We start from the raw sequence: 15,193 nt of genomic DNA, 5'->3' as shown, positions 1-15,193 counted from the left end.
AACCAAAGAGGTTACATAATACCTCTTTGGTAAAATCATAATCATTTTATACAGTTAGATATTAACAGTATGTGCAATTATTAATCATTTTATACAGTTAGAGGTGAAAAAATGGCATACAGACTTATATATGGAGAGTTTTGGAGTGATCCTAAAATTCAAGAGGAAATGACACCGGAAGATAGATACTTTTACCTTTACATTCTAACTAATCCATGTACTACAATGTGTGGAATATATCAGATTACTAAAAAACAAATGGCTTTTGAACTTGGTTATTCAATGGAAAGTATAAACAGCTTAATGGAAAGATTTATTAACCATCATAAGCTTATTAAATATAATTCAGATACGAGAGAATTAGCTATAAAAAATTGGGGGAAATACAACTTAAATAAAGGTGGAAAACCAGTAATTGATTGTTTAAATAAAGAACTTGGATTAGTAAAAGATAAAGATCTTATTCAATATGTTGGATGTAAAGTGAAAAGTTCTCAATTAAAAGGGTTATACGATTCGTATAACGATACGAGTAACGATTCGTTAAATTCTAAATTTAATGAAAATAGTGAAAAACCCAGTAAAAATGAGGGTTCTAACGATACGTTAGACGATTCGTATAACGATACGGGGGCAATACAGATACAGAATACAGATACAGATACAAATACAGATACAAATACAGATACAAATACTTCTTCTTCTACTGAGGAGGAAGAAGTTAAAGAAGTAATGAAACTTTGTCAACTTTTATCTTATAAATTAAAAAAAGTTGATGCAAAAGTTTTTATAGAAACATTTGGTTTAGCTTTAGTTAAAAGAGCTTTGGGTATAGCTTCAACTTCAACAGCTTTTATGAATGGAGAAGTAAAAGGATATGCCAGTTATTTGGGAGCAGTATTAAAGGACTTAAGTAAAGAAACTAAAGTGATAATTAACAAGGGGAACAGTAAAATAAGACAACCTAATTTTACACAAAGAGAATATGATTATGAAAAATTAGAAGAAGAATTATTAGATAATTCAAGTTTAGAGTTTGAAGGTTAAAAAATGAAGGAGAGTGTTATTATGAGTAAATTTGCAGAGGAATGTAAGAAAAGAATTGCTGAGGCAGGGGTGGAACCTAGAGAAATAAAAGTTGGTAATATTGGAATAAAATATCATGCCATTGATCCGAAAATAATGAAGGTTGGTTTAGAATGTTTAAAAAGTATACCTATAAGCTTAGAAGATGTAGCGGTAGAATATGAGGTTAACTTTAATCCTATTGGAGCTATGATGAAAGAATTTTATAAACCTAGTGAGTGCCAAAAGCTTTATGAAGCTAATTTAGAGATAGAGAAATTAAAAGAAGAGAATAAGTATTTAGACGAAAGACGTAAAGCGTTTAATGAAAAATGTATAAAATTACTTAAAGAAAAGAAAGAGTTAGAAAAAAAATATACTGATTGTATAGAAGGCAGTATTAAGTTTGAAAATAGCTATGTTAAAAAGCATAGTGAATTAGTTAAAGAAGCTGCAGCACTTAGAGAAGAGAACGAAAGGTTAAAAAGAAGTAATACTCTTATGTCAGAAGAGATTGAAGTTTCAAAAAATAATACAAGCATATTCCTTGATGAAATTAATACGCTTTGGGCGAACTTAATTAACATAAATTTAGAAAGTGAAGAAGGAAAAGAAAAGTTTAAAGAGTTGCAGCACCAGGCAGCAGGAAGCAAATTGTTATTAGAATTAGCGTTATCTACTAAGTAGGAGGTTATAAGCTATGGTAGAGGATCCTAAAGGATGTTTATTAGGAATAGCCGCAGCTTTGGTAATTGACATTATTTTAATAGTTTTAGCATTAAAGCTTAGTGGGTGCATTTAACCCACTAAGTAATTAAAAAAAAGAGAGGTTTTATTATGCTTAAGAAAGATATTTTAAGAGAAATGATCCAGGATCAATGGGAAATGGATAAAATTTGTTGGAGAAATGCCGGGGTTGCTAAAAATCCAGTAACTAAGGATAGAGTAGCCTTATTAACTGAAATTGGAGAGTTAGCAAATGAGGTTAACGCCTGGAAGTATTGGAAAAAGGGAAAGTTTACAGATAAGAACAAAGCAAGTGAGGAATTAAGTGACTGTATTGCCTTTACCTTAAACTTACTAAAGGAAAGAAACCGCTTTAACGTTGATAAGTTTGAATATAAGATAAGCGACATAGGTTACAAAATAGAAGAATGTGAAAAATTATATAAAGACAGAGAAAAAAGGTTTTTAATAGGGCAGGAAGTGGCCATGCTATTAGATGCAATATTTTACTTAGTAGCAACAGAAAGTTACCACACCGCTTTAGTTAAGTTGTTTGAAGTTGGTTTTATGCTAGATTTAAGCTTTGATAAGATTGTAAAAGCTTATTACAGAAAAAGAAATATAAATTTAAAAAAGCAGCAGGAGGGCTATTAGAATGAATAAGGTTGTATTGATTGGACGTTTAACCAAAGATCCAAATTGCAGTTATGCAGCAGGAAGCGGCACGGCGATAACAAGATTTACATTAGCGGTTAATAGACAATTTAAAAAAGATGAAGCGGACTTTATAAGTTGCGTGGCCTTTGGAAAGACGGCGGAAACTTTAGGAAACCATATGAACAAAGGAAAACAAGTAGCAATTTGCGGGAATATAAGAACGGGTTCATATGATAAAGACGGAACAAAGATATATAGAACAGATGTAGTGATAGAAACCTTTGACTTTTTAGGTAGCAAAGAAAGTGGACAAGCTAACGGCGGTTATGATTTTGACGCAGGTTATGGCGGAGCGTTTGCACAACCGGACCAGGATTTAAACCCGGTTTATGACGAGGATATGCCATTTTAATAATATGAGTAGCTGCAATGCAGCTACTTAACTTTAAAAGGAGTATGGGGGAATATGACTAATAGAAATTCATATCGAAAATGGACAGAAAAGGAAGTTGAAATATTAATAAATAGACATGGGACGTATTCATTACAGAGTACAGCAAAAAAGCTTAATAGAACATTAACAGCTATACAAGTAAAGGCCTACAGGATAGGTTTAACAGATAACCGGGACGCATTCGACTATATAATTAGAAATAGATTAGCTGAGGCCCTGGGGATCTATGGGGCTACAATAGATTTTTGGATTGAGAAAAAAGGTTTTCCAGTTAAGAAAATAATTCCTTGTAAAGTTAGAAAGTTTAGTTTTGTAAGCTTGAATGAGTTTTGGGAATGGGCGGAAAACAATAAAGAGCTTATAGACTGGACCAAATTAGAAAAAAATGTACTAGGTAAAGAGCCTTTTTGGGTAGATGTAGAAAGAAAAAATATAACATTGAAAAAAAGACCTACTAAAGTAAGAGGTTGGGGAGCTGAGGAAGAAAAAATATTAGTTGATTTATATAACAAAGGAGAGAGTTATAAAGAAATAGCTAAAATATTAGGACGTTCACCGGTGGCCATTCAATCTAAACTTAAAAGGACTAAAAACACTAAAAGTAGACGTGTAGAGTGGAGATTTAAAGAAATAGTTCTTTTAAAAGAGTTAGTTAAAGAAGGTTTAACGGATAAGGAAATAGGTAAAAGGCTAGGAAGGAGCGGCAGTTCGATAACAACTAAACGTTTATATTTAAAGAAGAGAGGTGAGCTTTGATTTGAGCCGTAGTTTAAATGATTTTTTAAATTTAACAAGTTGCCAAAGTAAAGAAGTTGTGATTAAGAAAATCAAGAGAGATTATGGGTTGAAGCAGGAAGAGGCGGAAAAAGCGTACAGAAATTGGAGAAGAGATTTTATGGGGGAAGGGTTTAAGCCCCTATCAGAGAGGCGAATAGTAATCAAAAACATAGAAGAATTTATTAAGTATTATGCAGCTAAGAATACAAAGAACATTAAAGAAGAGGAAATTAGAGATATAGGCACTCTTTTAATGTTGGGGTTATCAGTTGCGGACCTAACCAAACTTAAGAAATGGAATAATAAAGATATTTTTAGGGTGTACGCAGCTATAAGAAAGCATGAATTTTTTAAGAGAGAGAGAAGAATTATTTATAAAAAGGGGTATCGAACATGATAGTTATTGAAGGACCTATTAAGGGAAAAGATAGGCCGAGATTTAAAAGAGGCGCAAAGAAACCACATAACACTAGGGAAACGATCAAATATGAGGCGTTGGTTAAAAAGTGTTATAAGCAGCAAGGTGGAGAATATTTCTTGGGACCTTTAAAAGTATTTATAACTGTTTATTTTAAGATTCCTAAGAGCTATACAAAGAAACAAAGAGAAGCAATAAAAGCAGGGGAATTATACCCAACTAAAAAGCCGGATGCGGACAATATAGCTAAGATAATACTTGATTCACTTAATAAAGTGGCCTACAAGGACGATACACAGGTTATAGAGCTAGTAGTTATAAAAAGATACACGCAAGAAAAAGAAAGAGTAGAGCTTGAAATAAAGGGCATTTAAAGGGGTATGTGTTATGCTTATAAATCATTTTAAAAGAGGTAGTGAGGAAATATTAAATATAGCATATGAAAAAGCTTTAATTAAAGCTAGAGAAGCTGCAGCGGTGAACGAAGATAAGATTAAAAGAAAAGCTAAATATTTAAAAAGGGTAGCTAATTCCAGGAAGCTAAGGGGTAAAAGATGAGTAAAGCAAAGAATGACTTTAAAGAAACTGAAAGAAGGGTTAAATTATACTACAGGAATAAAAAGGCTATAGAAAAACTAAAGAATAAATCTAATAGATTAGATGTGCAAATAGGTGATGTTTTAAAGGAAATGAGAGAGTTGAAAAGGTTTAAGGCTGAGGTTTATTCCAATATGGGGATAGATTACTCAAAAGAATTAATTCAAACCTCTTCAAATTCAGAAAATGCAGTAGAAAAAGAGATTTATAAGTATATAGAGGATCTAAGAAGAAAGTGTATTTTAAATAAAAAAAGAATGCTAAAAACTAATGACAGAATAAGAGAATTTGAATATATAAACCAGGATATAGAATTTTCTATCAATGAACTAACAGAAGAAGAAAAAAGATTTTTAGAATTAAAATACAGCGAGAATAAGTCTATAGAGTTTATAGCACGTAACTTATTTACAGGTGCTAGGAGTACAACCTATAGGAAGAGAGAAGAAATTATTAAAAAGCTGTCTAAGCTTATATAGGAGGTATGACTATGAGTAAATATGAAAAGATATTAGATAAACTTATAGGGACACAGTACGACGTTTGCGAAGATGAATGCAATTGCAGCGATTGTTTATTTTCAGATGAATGCTTTGAGAAATATGGAATAAATGATCCGACAAGAATAGAAACCAAAGAAGATTTTATAAACGTTATTAAAAATAAATTAGTTAAGGGGATTGAAGAGAATGAGTAAATTTAAAATTGGTGATAAGGTAATCGTAAGAAAAGGAGTGAATGACACTTTTTTCAGTGAAGGAGCTAAAGGGGTAATTGTTGGAGAAAGAAAATATAAAACTATTAGGCTTTTAGGTGTTGAATTTTTTGAGGGGGATTATTTAAAGAATTTAATTGGTGGTAAGTCTAAATGGTGGGCTTTGCCGGAAGATATTAAAAGTTTAGAAAAAGGGAAAGCGAGAGCACCAAAGAAGCCTATAAGAAGCATAACTAAAAAATATAAATTTAATTATAGATACGTACTAACTTTAAGAATGGTAGAGGCGTATAGAGTTAATACATTAAAAGAAACTGAGGATATATTAATTAAGTTGCGCCGCAAAGGGTTTAAGTGGAGCACAGGCAAAACCATAAATAAAAATGATTTTACTAAACATTATAGAAAACATTTTGGAAAGTTTAAACCAATTTATATATTTGCCAACCCTAACGGTTCTATAACCTGGATAGAAGCTGAAAAAGGGAGTTGGACTATAAAAAAAATAAAGTAATAAATAAGGGTACTATTAAAGTACCCTTTAAAATAAAATAGGGTGGTTAGTATGGGAAAAGAAGTTTATAAAGAAAGAAAATTGAAAGGTCTTTGTGTTAGGTGTGGAAAAGTTAAAGAGAAGGAAAAAGGTGTATTTTGTAATGAATGTCACCAAAAAGATTACGAGTATAAAAAACGTAGAAAGGAATATTTGATTAATCGAGGTAAATGCACAAAATGCGGCAAAGAAAAAATATACAGATGTAATTTATGTCTTGTTTGTTGGGGTTCACAAAATGAGAGTATTAGAAAATATAAAGAAAAACACAAAGAAGAAAAAAAAGCAAAACAAATTTTACAAAGAGAAGAACGCAGAGCTAAAGGCGTTTGTACTATATGCGGAAAAATGAAACCAAATCCAGGTAAAAAGTGTTGTGAAGTTTGCTTAAAAAAAATAAGAATTAATAAGGCTAGGAGAAAGCCGAAAATTTCAAAGAGGGATCTATGGAGAGAAAATAATTGGTGCTTCTTATGTGGAAGTAATGAAGTTGTTAAAGATAAGAAAGTTTGTTCAAAATGCTATGATATTTTAGTTAAAAATATTAAGGGTTCTCAAAAGATAGGCGATAATAAAAATCATATATGGAGAAAACTTAATAGTGCATTTTTAGAAGAAAATAAGAAAAGAGAAGGGGATATTTAATGGAAGTTTTGAGGGATCAAATTGATATTTTCGCCTTAATAGGTGAAGAGGTGACAGGTGAAAAAATGGTAACACTAGAGAAACCTAAGAAGATTAATAAAAAGAAGAGTGAGAAAAACAATGAACTTGAAGTTTTAGAGGGGCAAATAACAGCTTTTGAACTGGTAGAAACTGAGGAAAAGGAGGCTATTAGTAATTTTACTGATGGCCAACTTAAAACAATACAAAAACTTAAGGAAGAAAAAGAGTGGATAGAGTATAGCTTGTATGAGAGTGGAAAGGTCCTATTAAAACTATTAGGAGTGAAATAATTTGAAAAATATTATAGAGAGTTTTAAAAAGAAAATAGAAAAAAGAAACAAATTAAAAAATAGATTTTATGTAATGGGTAGTGGGGACTGGTATTTTGATAGCAGCAAAGCTGACTTGATATTTAAATATTTTGACGGTGAAAATCATTACGCGTTGTATTTAACCGATAAAGGAAACTGGATAGAAATTAAAAATAAAAGTGATGCGCAAATTTTAAATGCTGACTATGTAAAGTCATTTATGAAAGCAAATAATAAAATGGAGCTTTATAAACAGTATTTTGGGGAGTTAGAAGAAATTTAGTAGGAGGGTGAAAATATGAGAGCTTGGGACAAGCAAGAAAAAAGAATGATAACAAATGATAGTGAATTTTTAAAAGTAACTAATGTAGGGATCTTTAAATTAGATCCTTGCATTGAAGAGGATAGGTGGATTCTTTTATCTAAAAAAAGATTTGAATTTTTTAAATCTACTGGTTTAAAAGATAAGAACAATAAAGAAATATATGAAGGAGATATACTTAAAAAGACAATAAGATATTTGCTTAATAGAAACATTGAATTAAGTAAGGAGGCTATGAAAGAGTATACCAAAAGGGAAGATGGACGTTATTATAGATTTGAATATAGATTCTTAGAAATAAGATGGGATAATGAAACAGCGAGATTTATAGTTTACGAGAATTCTACAGGTGAGGAAATTTCATTTGATGATGCTATGTTTTTATTTTTGGAGGAAGATTTTGAAGTGGTAGGGAATATAAAAGAGAACCAGGAGTTATTGAGTTAGGAGGGGAAAACATGAATAAAGATATAGAAACAGTAGAAGAAGCCGTAAGGGCTTTATATGAAGAAGTCAAAAAGGTTTTTATTGAAACTGTAGATACGGTTAATAAAGCAGTTTCAAATTTACCGCCTAAATATAGATATAAATTTTTAAGGAGTTTAGGTGTGGATAAAGATAAAATTATATTGTTTTTTAATAGAGAAAGTGAGAAAAAAACGGGACAAAAAGGGGACTTTTAAAAGGAGTTTTCATGTTATACTTATATCAAGTCAAATACAATTCCTTTCAATTTTAAAATACTTTCAATTTAGAGTAATTTGAGTAAAAAGAACCCTATTTTTAGGAAAACACATTTTATTAACTAAAACCCTTTTATTATCATTCAAAAAGAACTTATTAAGAAAAAACTTAGTAAGTTCTTTTTTTTATAAAATTCTTTAAGAAAGGTGGTGTAAATAAATGAAATTGACAGCAAAACAGAAAGCATTTGCGGATTATTATATCCAAACCGGGAATGCCTCAGAAGCAGCAAAAAAAGCAGGGTATAAGGGGAAAAACTTAAATAGGATAGGTAGCGAGAACTTGTCAAAACTTGATATTAAGCAGTATATCGACGAGAGAATGGCGGAAATTGAAAGCGAACGAATAGCAAAAGCCGAGGAAGTATTAGAGTATTTAACCCGCGTACTGAGGGGAGAAGAAACAGAACAGGTTATAGCCATTGAAAACGTAGGGGATTTTACAAGCGAGGCCCGTTTAATAGATAAAGAGTTATCCGCAAAAGATAGACTAAAAGCAGCGGAGCTATTAGGTAAGAGATACAGGTTGTTTATTGATAAAGTGGAAGCGGACGTAAACCAAACGGTAGTATTTGAGGGAGAAGAGGAACTAGATGACTAATACTTTAAGAATACATTTACCGAGTAAGATAGGCCGCGGATATGGTACGTTTTGGAGATATAAGGGCAGGTATAGGGTATGTAAAGGCGGAAGAGGAAGCAAGAAAAGCACTACTACCGCTTTATGGATCATTTATAACATGATGAAGTACCCATTAGCTAATACTTTAGTCTTAAGACGTGTTTTTAATACTCATAAGGATTCTACTTATACTCAGTTAAAGTGGGCAGCTAACGTTTTAGGTGTAGCGCATTTATGGCACTTTAGTAAAAGCCCATTGGAAGCAACTTATAAACCTACCGGCCAAAAGATATTATTTAGGGGCCTTGATGATCCTATGTCAATTACTTCAATTACGGTTGAAATAGGGTATTTATGTTGGGCTTGGTTCGAGGAAGCTTTTCAAATAATGAATGAGGACGATTTTAACAAGGTTGACATGAGTATAAGGGGAGAATTACCACCAGGGTATTTTAAACAGATTACTATTACTTTTAACCCTTGGAGTGAGAAGCATTGGTTAAAGAAAAGGTTTTTTGATGCTGAGGACGATGATATTTTAGCTTTAACGACCACCTATGAATGTAATGAGTTCTTAGGTGAGGACGATATTAAGCTTTTTGAGAAGATGAAGGAGAAGAACCCACGCCGTTACAAGATAGAAGGTAAAGGAGAGTGGGGAATTGCTGAGGGGTTAGTATTTGAAAACTTTGAGGAATTAGATTTTGACTTAGAAGAAATTAAGAAAAGGCCTGGTATTATCAGTATTTTTGGTTTGGACTTTGGCTACACACACGATCCAACCGCTTTTATATGCGCTTTGGTTGATGAAAGCACAGAAGAGATTTTTATATTTGATGAACATTATCAGAAAGCCATGAGTAATAAAGATATAGCTACAATGATTAAATATAAAGGTTATTCAAAAGAGCATATTTTTGCAGAGTGCGCGGAACCTAAGAGTATAGATGAAATAAGAAAAGCAGGTATAAGAAGAATAAAAGCAGCAGCAAAAGGGGCCGACAGTATTTTAAATGGTATTCAGTATATCCAGGATTTTAAAATATGGGTAAAGCCGGAATGTGAAAATACACTTGTAGAGCTTAATAACTATGTATGGGACACTAAAGACGGCAAGGGTATAAATAAGCCTATAGACGATTATAACCACCTTATGGACGCTTTACGTTATGCTATGCAGCGCGTTAAAAAGAAAGGCGGTTTATCAATAATGAAATAGAGAGGTGAAACGAATGTTTAATTTTAATAAAGAAATAAATATGATGACAACTAAAGATATTATATTAGCTGAGATAAAAGAATTTGAGGGATCAAGTAGAAGGCAATGGATGCTTAAGGGAGAGCAGTATTACCAGGTGGAGAACGATATATCTAATAGAGTGTTTTATAAATATGAAAATGATAAAAGAGTAGTGGATATTGACAAGGTAAATAATAAATTAAACCATGCACACCACAAAAACCAGGTAGACGATAAAATAAACTACTTATTAGGAAAACCCTATACATTAAAGTGTCCAAATGAGCCTTATTTAAAGCAGGTTAAAGATTCTTTAGGAAAATACTTTTTGGACACTTTAAATGAATTAGCCTATGAAGCAAGTAACAAGGGTATAGGATGGCTACAGGTTTATTTAAATGAAGAAGGCAAGTTTAAAACTATGGTTATTCCTGCAGAACAGATAATACCAATATGGAAGGATAGAAACCATAGGGAACTAACAGCGCTTATAAGATACTATGAACAAATTGAATATGTTGGAAAAGAAAAGAAAACAGTTACTAAGGTTCAGTATTGGACAAGTGAAACGGTGGAATACTATATTAAAAAAGATAATGAGTTAATCTTAGACAGTGAAATGTATTTAGGAGCTGCAGAAGGACCACTAGGACACTTCACAGACGACGGCGCGGCCTCTTCATGGGGGAGAGTTCCTTTTATACCATTTAAAAATAATAGGCTAGAGTTAACAGATTTAAAATTCAATAAATCATTAATTGATAACTATGATATATCACGCTCAGAGGTTGCGAACTATGTTGAAGAACTACAAAATCTTATATATATATTAAAGGGCTATGGTGGGGAAGATTTATCAGAGTTTGTGAGTGATTTAAAAAGATATAGAGCCGTAAAAATTGATGATCCAACAGATGGAGGGTTAGACACACTAAATCCAACTATGGATATAACAGCTATAAGGGAACATTACGAGCAGCTTAAGAAAGACATAATAGAGAGCGGCCAGGGTGTTAATAAAGAACTTAATTCATTAGGAGCAGCACCGAGCGGAATAGCTTTAAAATTCCTTTATAGCGGTTTAGATTTAAAGTGTAATGCCTTAGAAGTTTTATTTAAAAGAGCCTTTGAAGATTTATTATATTTTGTTAATAGCTATTTAAACATAACCTTAGTGATAAATGAAGAGGAAGAGGTAGAACTTATCTTTAATAGAGATATAACAATCAATGAACTAGAAGCTATAGACGGATGTCAGAAGTCAAAAGGGGTTATAAGTAATAAAACTATAATTGCAAACCATCCTTGGGTTACTAACGCAGAAGAAGAGTTAAAAGCTTTAGAGGAAGAACAGGAGCAGGAGGCGGAAAGCTTTAAAAATGATATGATTCCATTTAGTAGGCCAGGAAGCGGATTGAGCGGACAAGGTGAGGAATAATGAGTAAATATAGTAAAGATAGTAAAAACTATTGGATAGAGAGAACCGCCGACGAAACATGGAAAATATATAATGACTTAGAAAAACAAAATAAAGCTTTAATGCAATTTTACTCTAAAGTCATTGAGGATATAAACAAAGAAATTTCTTATTTGTTAACCAGGGTAGAAAGTGGAGAAATAACACGTAGCGAACTTTACAACTATAGGCGCTTAAGTCAACTAACACAGAACTTAAATAATAGAATGGTGGACTTAGCTTTAAACCTGGACAACCACACAAAAGAAAGAATAGAAGAGGGAATTAAAAATAACTATAAAAAAATGAATGAGGCTTTAGAAATTGATTTTGCTATTAACAATGACAAATTAATAGAAATGCTTTTTGCTAATCCTTGGAGCGAGGAAATGTTTTCCGAGAAAATATGGGAAAGCACAGGAACATTAGCAGGACAATTAAATTCTATATTAAAAACTCATTTAATCCAGGGATCAAGTATTACAACTATAACAAATATAATTCATAAGAAAATGGAAAGCCATTATAAAAATACCTTAAGAGTTATAAGAACCGAAACAATGCACTACTTAAACGCCTCTTCCCTACAAAGCTATAAGGATGCAGGAGTGGAGGAAGTAGAGTTAATTGCAGCAAAGGACGAGAGAACCTGCGAAATATGTGGCGGGGAACATGGAAAGAAATATCCTATAACTGAGGTTCCTATTTTGCCGCTACACCCACATTGCAGGTGTACTATTATTCCAATAGTACATATACCAAAAGCAGGAGAAAAACCGCAGCCAAAGCCACAGCCTAAAGGATGGCACGACAAAGAGTATAAAGGCAAAGAATTTAAAACTAAGAACGATATTAAAAAGCACCTTTTAAAAGAGTATGGAATAAAGTTTAGTGACAGTAGGAAATACCCTATAAACCAGGAAGTATTAACAGAAATGGTTACATGGCTAGATAAGTTTAGCGCTTATTTTGAAGGGTTTAACAGCATACGACCTATAGATTTACCTAACTTAAAAGTTAAAGTAAATATAGGAGCGGTGGGCCATTATAGATATTATACCCGTTCGCCAAAGGCTGAGGAAATTGCTTTAGAAGCCAGTATGTTTAGGCGAAAAGAAAAGGTGTTAGACTACAATAAAAGAGCTATGGCCCAGGGGTGGAACTCACAAACAGACGGAACCGCAGGAACCTTTGTGCATGAGTACGGCCACTATATAGCGCATAATCTTTATTATTTAAGTAAAGGGAATGAAAAGGGAATAAGCAAAAAGGAGTTTGAAAGAGATTTTATAAAAGATGTTTTAAAAGAATATAATGAAGTCACAGGCGGAGAGTACAGCTTTAAGGATGTTAAAGACTTAGTTAGTCAATACGGGGCCAGTTCTAACACTGAGGCATTTGCGGAGGCGTTCGCAGAGTATTTTGGCAGCAGTCAACCGCGTGAGTTTTCTATAATATTCGGAAAAAAAATAGAGAAAATGATAAATAGTTATTTGTAGGGAGGTTGTTAAAATGAGATTAGAAAGACCATTATTTATAGAAAAAGGCTATGCGGTTTTTACTGATGAAGGAATTAAAATAAAAAGTGATGCGCCGCAGTGGGCTAAAGAAGAGTATGAAGAATACATTAAATGCGTAGAAAGAGGATATATAGAAGAGGGAGAGGAAGAAGAGGAATGAATTTCAGTGTAGCTTTAAGAATTTTAAAAGATGGGTACAAAGTACAGCGTAAAGGTTGGGGTAATATGTATATTACTCTAACAGAGGATAAAAAATATTTTGTGATCCATAATAACTGGAAAAGGTTTGATGCTATGGACTTATTAAATGAGTTCTTGGCCGAGGATTGGAGAGAATACAAAGAGGATTAAAAACCCTGCAGTTAATGGAAATAAGCGGCTTGGAAACTTATACTATATACAGAAGAAGCGGTGGGGGTGAGAATATGAATATGGGATTAAACGAAACAGTTCAAATGATGAATAGCTCAGATTATAAAGAGAGATTTAAAGCAGAGTATTTGCAATTAAAAATAAGAATTAATGGATTAAGTAATATGCTAAAGAAATATAAAGAAGGTACTTTAACATTTAAACCTTCATGTAGTTATGAACTACTACACACTCAATTAGTTTATATGGAATGCTATTTAAATGCACTTGAGGAAAGAGCAGCAATAGAAAATATAGAATTAGAGTAAATAAAAACTAAATAACCTCAGTAAAACAAAGTCTAAAACATAGGCTTTTTTATTTTGCCTTTTTTAGTTAATTCCAGGCGTAACAAAAGGAAAAGACAACTATATTAAGGGAAGCGAAACCCGTAAAAAGCGTAAATATAGGAGGGTAAAACATGGACAAATTCAAAGAATTCTTAATTAAACAAGGGCTAACAGAGGACCAGGCCAACGGGATAATTAAGGGAATGGGATCAGAAAAGATCTATCTATCAGAAAATGAAAACATAGACGAAAGATATAACAAGCTAAAAACTCAAAAAGAGGATTTAGAAGGGCAAATTAAGACAGCTAACACAACTATAGCTGACTTAAAGAAAAATCATACTGATAATGAAGCCCTGCAGCAAACTATTAAAGAGCATGAAGCAGCTTTAAAAACTCAGAAAGAAGAGTATGAGGGCAAAATTAAAAATATGGCCTTTGACACAGCTATTAATAATTGGTTAACCGCTAACAATGCTAAACATGGCGAACTATTAGCGGCCCGTTTTGATAGAAGTAAATTAACTTTAAAGGAGAGTGGAGAAGTTGAGGGATTAGAAGAACAAGCCAAAGGGATAAAAGAAACTTTTAAAGACTTATTCGTAACTGATAAGAATTTAGGAGGCCAAACACCACCAAACCCAAACCCACCAGGAGGCGGCGCAGGTGGTGGAGTACCAGGACAGGTGACAAAAGAGCAATTTGACAAAATGGGGTATATGGAAAAAGTACAACTATATAACGAAAACCCCGCACTATATCAAAATTTAAGAGGTGAATAAAATTATGGCAGCAGGAACAACAAAATTACAGGACTTAATTAACCCGGAAGTAATGGGGGATATGGTAAGTGCTAAATTACCAAAAAAAATAAGAGTAGCACCGATTGCAAAAATTGATACTACTTTAGTAGGACAACCAGGGGATACTATAACAATACCTTCTTATGAGTATATTGGAGATGCTGAGGACGTAGCAGAAGGAGTTGAAGCCGGAACTACTAAATTAGCAACAACTTCAAAGAAAGTTACAGTTAAAAAGGTTATGAAAGCAGTTGAATTAACTGACGAGGCTGTTTTAAGTGGTTATGGTAATCCAGTAGGAGAGGCAAACAACCAATTAGCTTTATCTATAGCGAGTAAGATAGATAACGATTGTTTAGCCGAGCTTTTAAAGACTACAACAAAAACATATGACGGCAGCGCGAAAGTAATAAGTTATGCAGGTATAGTTGACGCTATCGACTTATTCGACGAAGAAGAAAACACAGAAAAGGTTATGTATATTAACCCTAAGCAAGTTACATCTTTAAGAAAAGATCCGGAGTTCACAAGCGCTGACAAATATCCAGGTTACACTATTGTAAGCGGGGAAATAGGAAAGATATGTAATACTAGGGTTGTACCTTCTAAGAAAGTTACTTTAGATGGTACAAGCGCATTTTACACTTGTCCAATAGTAAAATTAACAGAGGATCAAGAAACAGAAGAAGAGGCAGCAGCTTTAACTATATTCCTTAAAAGGGATGTTAACTTAGAAACTGAAAGAAACACATTAGCAAGAATGACAGTTGCCTCAGTTGACGAGCATTATGTTGCTGCAGTTACTAACGCTTCAAAAGTAGTATTAGCTAAATTTAAAAAATAATAC

At 32.8% G+C, this 15,193-nt stretch carries 25 protein-coding genes; all 25 read left to right on the top strand.

Annotation, left to right across the window (positions count from 1 at the left end; translation table 11 throughout):
• Positions 1 to 111: 111 nt before the first annotated feature.
• The 25 genes from AC2JAQ_RS07715 (at position 112) to AC2JAQ_RS07595 (ending at position 15,190) form a co-directional block, all read left to right on the top strand.
• Positions 112 to 1,047 carry a hypothetical protein gene (locus AC2JAQ_RS07715; RefSeq protein WP_488458697.1) on the top strand — a complete coding sequence of 312 codons (936 nt, stop codon included), beginning with the start codon at positions 112 to 114 and terminating at the stop codon, positions 1,045 to 1,047.
• 21 nt (positions 1,048 to 1,068) lie between these two features.
• Positions 1,069 to 1,752, top strand: a complete 684-nt coding sequence (locus AC2JAQ_RS07710) for a hypothetical protein (protein ID WP_488458696.1) — start codon at positions 1,069 to 1,071, stop codon at positions 1,750 to 1,752.
• Positions 1,753 to 1,902: 150 nt separating this feature from the next.
• Positions 1,903 to 2,445 (top strand): dUTP diphosphatase, encoded by a 543-nt coding sequence (locus tag AC2JAQ_RS07705; protein WP_488458695.1) that lies wholly within the window; start codon positions 1,903 to 1,905, stop codon positions 2,443 to 2,445.
• Position 2,446: 1 nt separating this feature from the next.
• Entirely contained in the window at positions 2,447 to 2,860 is a 414-nt protein-coding gene (locus AC2JAQ_RS07700) for a single-stranded DNA-binding protein (RefSeq protein ID WP_488458694.1), read from the top strand.
• Between the two features lie 54 nt (positions 2,861 to 2,914).
• Positions 2,915 to 3,658, top strand: coding sequence for a helix-turn-helix domain-containing protein (locus AC2JAQ_RS07695; protein WP_488458693.1), 744 nt, complete (start codon positions 2,915 to 2,917; stop codon positions 3,656 to 3,658).
• Position 3,659: 1 nt separating this feature from the next.
• Positions 3,660 to 4,076 (top strand): hypothetical protein, encoded by a 417-nt coding sequence (locus AC2JAQ_RS07690; RefSeq protein ID WP_488458692.1) that lies wholly within the window; start codon positions 3,660 to 3,662, stop codon positions 4,074 to 4,076.
• A complete protein-coding gene (locus AC2JAQ_RS07685) occupies positions 4,073 to 4,471 on the top strand; it encodes a RusA family crossover junction endodeoxyribonuclease (protein ID WP_488458691.1) in 399 nt (132 codons plus the stop codon). The genes AC2JAQ_RS07690 and AC2JAQ_RS07685 overlap by 4 nt, the downstream gene beginning before the upstream one ends.
• A gap of 13 nt (positions 4,472 to 4,484) precedes the next feature.
• Positions 4,485 to 4,655 (top strand): hypothetical protein, encoded by a 171-nt coding sequence (locus tag AC2JAQ_RS07680; protein WP_488458690.1) that lies wholly within the window; start codon positions 4,485 to 4,487, stop codon positions 4,653 to 4,655.
• Positions 4,652 to 5,173 (top strand): hypothetical protein, encoded by a 522-nt coding sequence (locus AC2JAQ_RS07675; protein WP_488458689.1) that lies wholly within the window; start codon positions 4,652 to 4,654, stop codon positions 5,171 to 5,173. Before AC2JAQ_RS07680 ends, AC2JAQ_RS07675 begins: the two co-directional genes overlap by 4 nt.
• 11 nt (positions 5,174 to 5,184) lie before the next feature.
• On the top strand, positions 5,185 to 5,391 hold the full coding sequence (locus AC2JAQ_RS07670; RefSeq protein ID WP_488458688.1) for a hypothetical protein: 207 nt from the start codon (positions 5,185 to 5,187) through the stop codon (positions 5,389 to 5,391).
• Positions 5,384 to 5,923 (top strand): hypothetical protein, encoded by a 540-nt coding sequence (locus tag AC2JAQ_RS07665; RefSeq protein ID WP_488458687.1) that lies wholly within the window; start codon positions 5,384 to 5,386, stop codon positions 5,921 to 5,923. Before AC2JAQ_RS07670 ends, AC2JAQ_RS07665 begins: the two co-directional genes overlap by 8 nt.
• Positions 5,924 to 5,974: 51 nt before the next feature.
• Complete coding sequence (locus AC2JAQ_RS07660) at positions 5,975 to 6,607, top strand: hypothetical protein (RefSeq protein ID WP_488458686.1); 633 nt, start codon at positions 5,975 to 5,977, stop codon at positions 6,605 to 6,607.
• On the top strand, positions 6,607 to 6,918 hold the full coding sequence (locus AC2JAQ_RS07655; RefSeq protein WP_488458685.1) for a hypothetical protein: 312 nt from the start codon (positions 6,607 to 6,609) through the stop codon (positions 6,916 to 6,918). Before AC2JAQ_RS07660 ends, AC2JAQ_RS07655 begins: the two co-directional genes overlap by 1 nt.
• 1 nt (position 6,919) lies before the next feature.
• Positions 6,920 to 7,222, top strand: coding sequence for a hypothetical protein (locus AC2JAQ_RS07650; RefSeq protein WP_488458684.1), 303 nt, complete (start codon positions 6,920 to 6,922; stop codon positions 7,220 to 7,222).
• 15 nt (positions 7,223 to 7,237) lie between these two features.
• A complete protein-coding gene (locus AC2JAQ_RS07645) occupies positions 7,238 to 7,708 on the top strand; it encodes a YopX family protein (protein ID WP_488458683.1) in 471 nt (156 codons plus the stop codon).
• An 11-nt stretch (positions 7,709 to 7,719) separates the two neighbouring features.
• Entirely contained in the window at positions 7,720 to 7,944 is a 225-nt protein-coding gene (locus AC2JAQ_RS07640) for a hypothetical protein (RefSeq protein WP_488458682.1), read from the top strand.
• Between the two features lie 220 nt (positions 7,945 to 8,164).
• The gene (locus tag AC2JAQ_RS07635) at positions 8,165 to 8,605 is read left to right on the top strand and encodes a terminase small subunit (protein WP_488458681.1); all 441 of its coding nucleotides are present in this window, start codon (positions 8,165 to 8,167) and stop codon (positions 8,603 to 8,605) included.
• A complete protein-coding gene (locus AC2JAQ_RS07630) occupies positions 8,598 to 9,845 on the top strand; it encodes a PBSX family phage terminase large subunit (protein ID WP_488458680.1) in 1,248 nt (415 codons plus the stop codon). Before AC2JAQ_RS07635 ends, AC2JAQ_RS07630 begins: the two co-directional genes overlap by 8 nt.
• A 13-nt stretch (positions 9,846 to 9,858) precedes the next feature.
• Positions 9,859 to 11,304 (top strand): phage portal protein, encoded by a 1,446-nt coding sequence (locus AC2JAQ_RS07625; protein WP_488458679.1) that lies wholly within the window; start codon positions 9,859 to 9,861, stop codon positions 11,302 to 11,304.
• Positions 11,304 to 12,821 carry a minor capsid protein gene (locus AC2JAQ_RS07620; RefSeq protein ID WP_488458678.1) on the top strand — a complete coding sequence of 506 codons (1,518 nt, stop codon included), beginning with the start codon at positions 11,304 to 11,306 and terminating at the stop codon, positions 12,819 to 12,821. Before AC2JAQ_RS07625 ends, AC2JAQ_RS07620 begins: the two co-directional genes overlap by 1 nt.
• A gap of 13 nt (positions 12,822 to 12,834) precedes the next feature.
• Positions 12,835 to 13,002 carry a hypothetical protein gene (locus tag AC2JAQ_RS07615; RefSeq protein WP_488458677.1) on the top strand — a complete coding sequence of 56 codons (168 nt, stop codon included), beginning with the start codon at positions 12,835 to 12,837 and terminating at the stop codon, positions 13,000 to 13,002.
• On the top strand, positions 12,999 to 13,193 hold the full coding sequence (locus tag AC2JAQ_RS07610) for a Thoeris anti-defense Tad2 family protein (protein WP_488458676.1): 195 nt from the start codon (positions 12,999 to 13,001) through the stop codon (positions 13,191 to 13,193). The genes AC2JAQ_RS07615 and AC2JAQ_RS07610 overlap by 4 nt, the downstream gene beginning before the upstream one ends.
• A gap of 74 nt (positions 13,194 to 13,267) precedes the next feature.
• A complete protein-coding gene (locus AC2JAQ_RS07605; RefSeq protein WP_488458675.1) occupies positions 13,268 to 13,522 on the top strand; it encodes a crAss001_48 related protein in 255 nt (84 codons plus the stop codon).
• Positions 13,523 to 13,674: 152 nt separating this feature from the next.
• Positions 13,675 to 14,325 (top strand): phage scaffolding protein, encoded by a 651-nt coding sequence (locus AC2JAQ_RS07600; protein WP_488458674.1) that lies wholly within the window; start codon positions 13,675 to 13,677, stop codon positions 14,323 to 14,325.
• Between the two features lie 4 nt (positions 14,326 to 14,329).
• The gene (locus AC2JAQ_RS07595) at positions 14,330 to 15,190 is read left to right on the top strand and encodes a N4-gp56 family major capsid protein (protein ID WP_488458673.1); all 861 of its coding nucleotides are present in this window, start codon (positions 14,330 to 14,332) and stop codon (positions 15,188 to 15,190) included.
• The last annotated feature ends 3 nt before the right edge of the window (positions 15,191 to 15,193 follow it).

Source organism: Clostridium sp. LIBA-8553, assembly GCF_057782465.1.
This window is presented reverse-complemented; position numbering and strand designations above follow the sequence as displayed.

Coding starts and splice junctions, on each gene's coding strand:
- AC2JAQ_RS07605 (WP_488458675.1), top strand. CDS start 13,268: ATGAATATGGGATTAAACGAAACAGTTCAAATGATGAATAGCTCAGAT.
- AC2JAQ_RS07595 (WP_488458673.1), top strand. CDS start 14,330: ATGGCAGCAGGAACAACAAAATTACAGGACTTAATTAACCCGGAAGTA.
- AC2JAQ_RS07615 (WP_488458677.1), top strand. CDS start 12,835: ATGAGATTAGAAAGACCATTATTTATAGAAAAAGGCTATGCGGTTTTT.
- AC2JAQ_RS07695 (WP_488458693.1), top strand. CDS start 2,915: ATGACTAATAGAAATTCATATCGAAAATGGACAGAAAAGGAAGTTGAA.
- AC2JAQ_RS07675 (WP_488458689.1), top strand. CDS start 4,652: ATGAGTAAAGCAAAGAATGACTTTAAAGAAACTGAAAGAAGGGTTAAA.
- AC2JAQ_RS07665 (WP_488458687.1), top strand. CDS start 5,384: ATGAGTAAATTTAAAATTGGTGATAAGGTAATCGTAAGAAAAGGAGTG.
- AC2JAQ_RS07685 (WP_488458691.1), top strand. CDS start 4,073: ATGATAGTTATTGAAGGACCTATTAAGGGAAAAGATAGGCCGAGATTT.
- AC2JAQ_RS07640 (WP_488458682.1), top strand. CDS start 7,720: ATGAATAAAGATATAGAAACAGTAGAAGAAGCCGTAAGGGCTTTATAT.
- AC2JAQ_RS07715 (WP_488458697.1), top strand. CDS start 112: ATGGCATACAGACTTATATATGGAGAGTTTTGGAGTGATCCTAAAATT.
- AC2JAQ_RS07660 (WP_488458686.1), top strand. CDS start 5,975: ATGGGAAAAGAAGTTTATAAAGAAAGAAAATTGAAAGGTCTTTGTGTT.
- AC2JAQ_RS07630 (WP_488458680.1), top strand. CDS start 8,598: ATGACTAATACTTTAAGAATACATTTACCGAGTAAGATAGGCCGCGGA.
- AC2JAQ_RS07700 (WP_488458694.1), top strand. CDS start 2,447: ATGAATAAGGTTGTATTGATTGGACGTTTAACCAAAGATCCAAATTGC.
- AC2JAQ_RS07670 (WP_488458688.1), top strand. CDS start 5,185: ATGAGTAAATATGAAAAGATATTAGATAAACTTATAGGGACACAGTAC.
- AC2JAQ_RS07705 (WP_488458695.1), top strand. CDS start 1,903: ATGCTTAAGAAAGATATTTTAAGAGAAATGATCCAGGATCAATGGGAA.
- AC2JAQ_RS07635 (WP_488458681.1), top strand. CDS start 8,165: ATGAAATTGACAGCAAAACAGAAAGCATTTGCGGATTATTATATCCAA.
- AC2JAQ_RS07620 (WP_488458678.1), top strand. CDS start 11,304: ATGAGTAAATATAGTAAAGATAGTAAAAACTATTGGATAGAGAGAACC.
- AC2JAQ_RS07610 (WP_488458676.1), top strand. CDS start 12,999: ATGAATTTCAGTGTAGCTTTAAGAATTTTAAAAGATGGGTACAAAGTA.
- AC2JAQ_RS07645 (WP_488458683.1), top strand. CDS start 7,238: ATGAGAGCTTGGGACAAGCAAGAAAAAAGAATGATAACAAATGATAGT.
- AC2JAQ_RS07625 (WP_488458679.1), top strand. CDS start 9,859: ATGTTTAATTTTAATAAAGAAATAAATATGATGACAACTAAAGATATT.
- AC2JAQ_RS07600 (WP_488458674.1), top strand. CDS start 13,675: ATGGACAAATTCAAAGAATTCTTAATTAAACAAGGGCTAACAGAGGAC.
- AC2JAQ_RS07710 (WP_488458696.1), top strand. CDS start 1,069: ATGAGTAAATTTGCAGAGGAATGTAAGAAAAGAATTGCTGAGGCAGGG.
- AC2JAQ_RS07680 (WP_488458690.1), top strand. CDS start 4,485: ATGCTTATAAATCATTTTAAAAGAGGTAGTGAGGAAATATTAAATATA.
- AC2JAQ_RS07655 (WP_488458685.1), top strand. CDS start 6,607: ATGGAAGTTTTGAGGGATCAAATTGATATTTTCGCCTTAATAGGTGAA.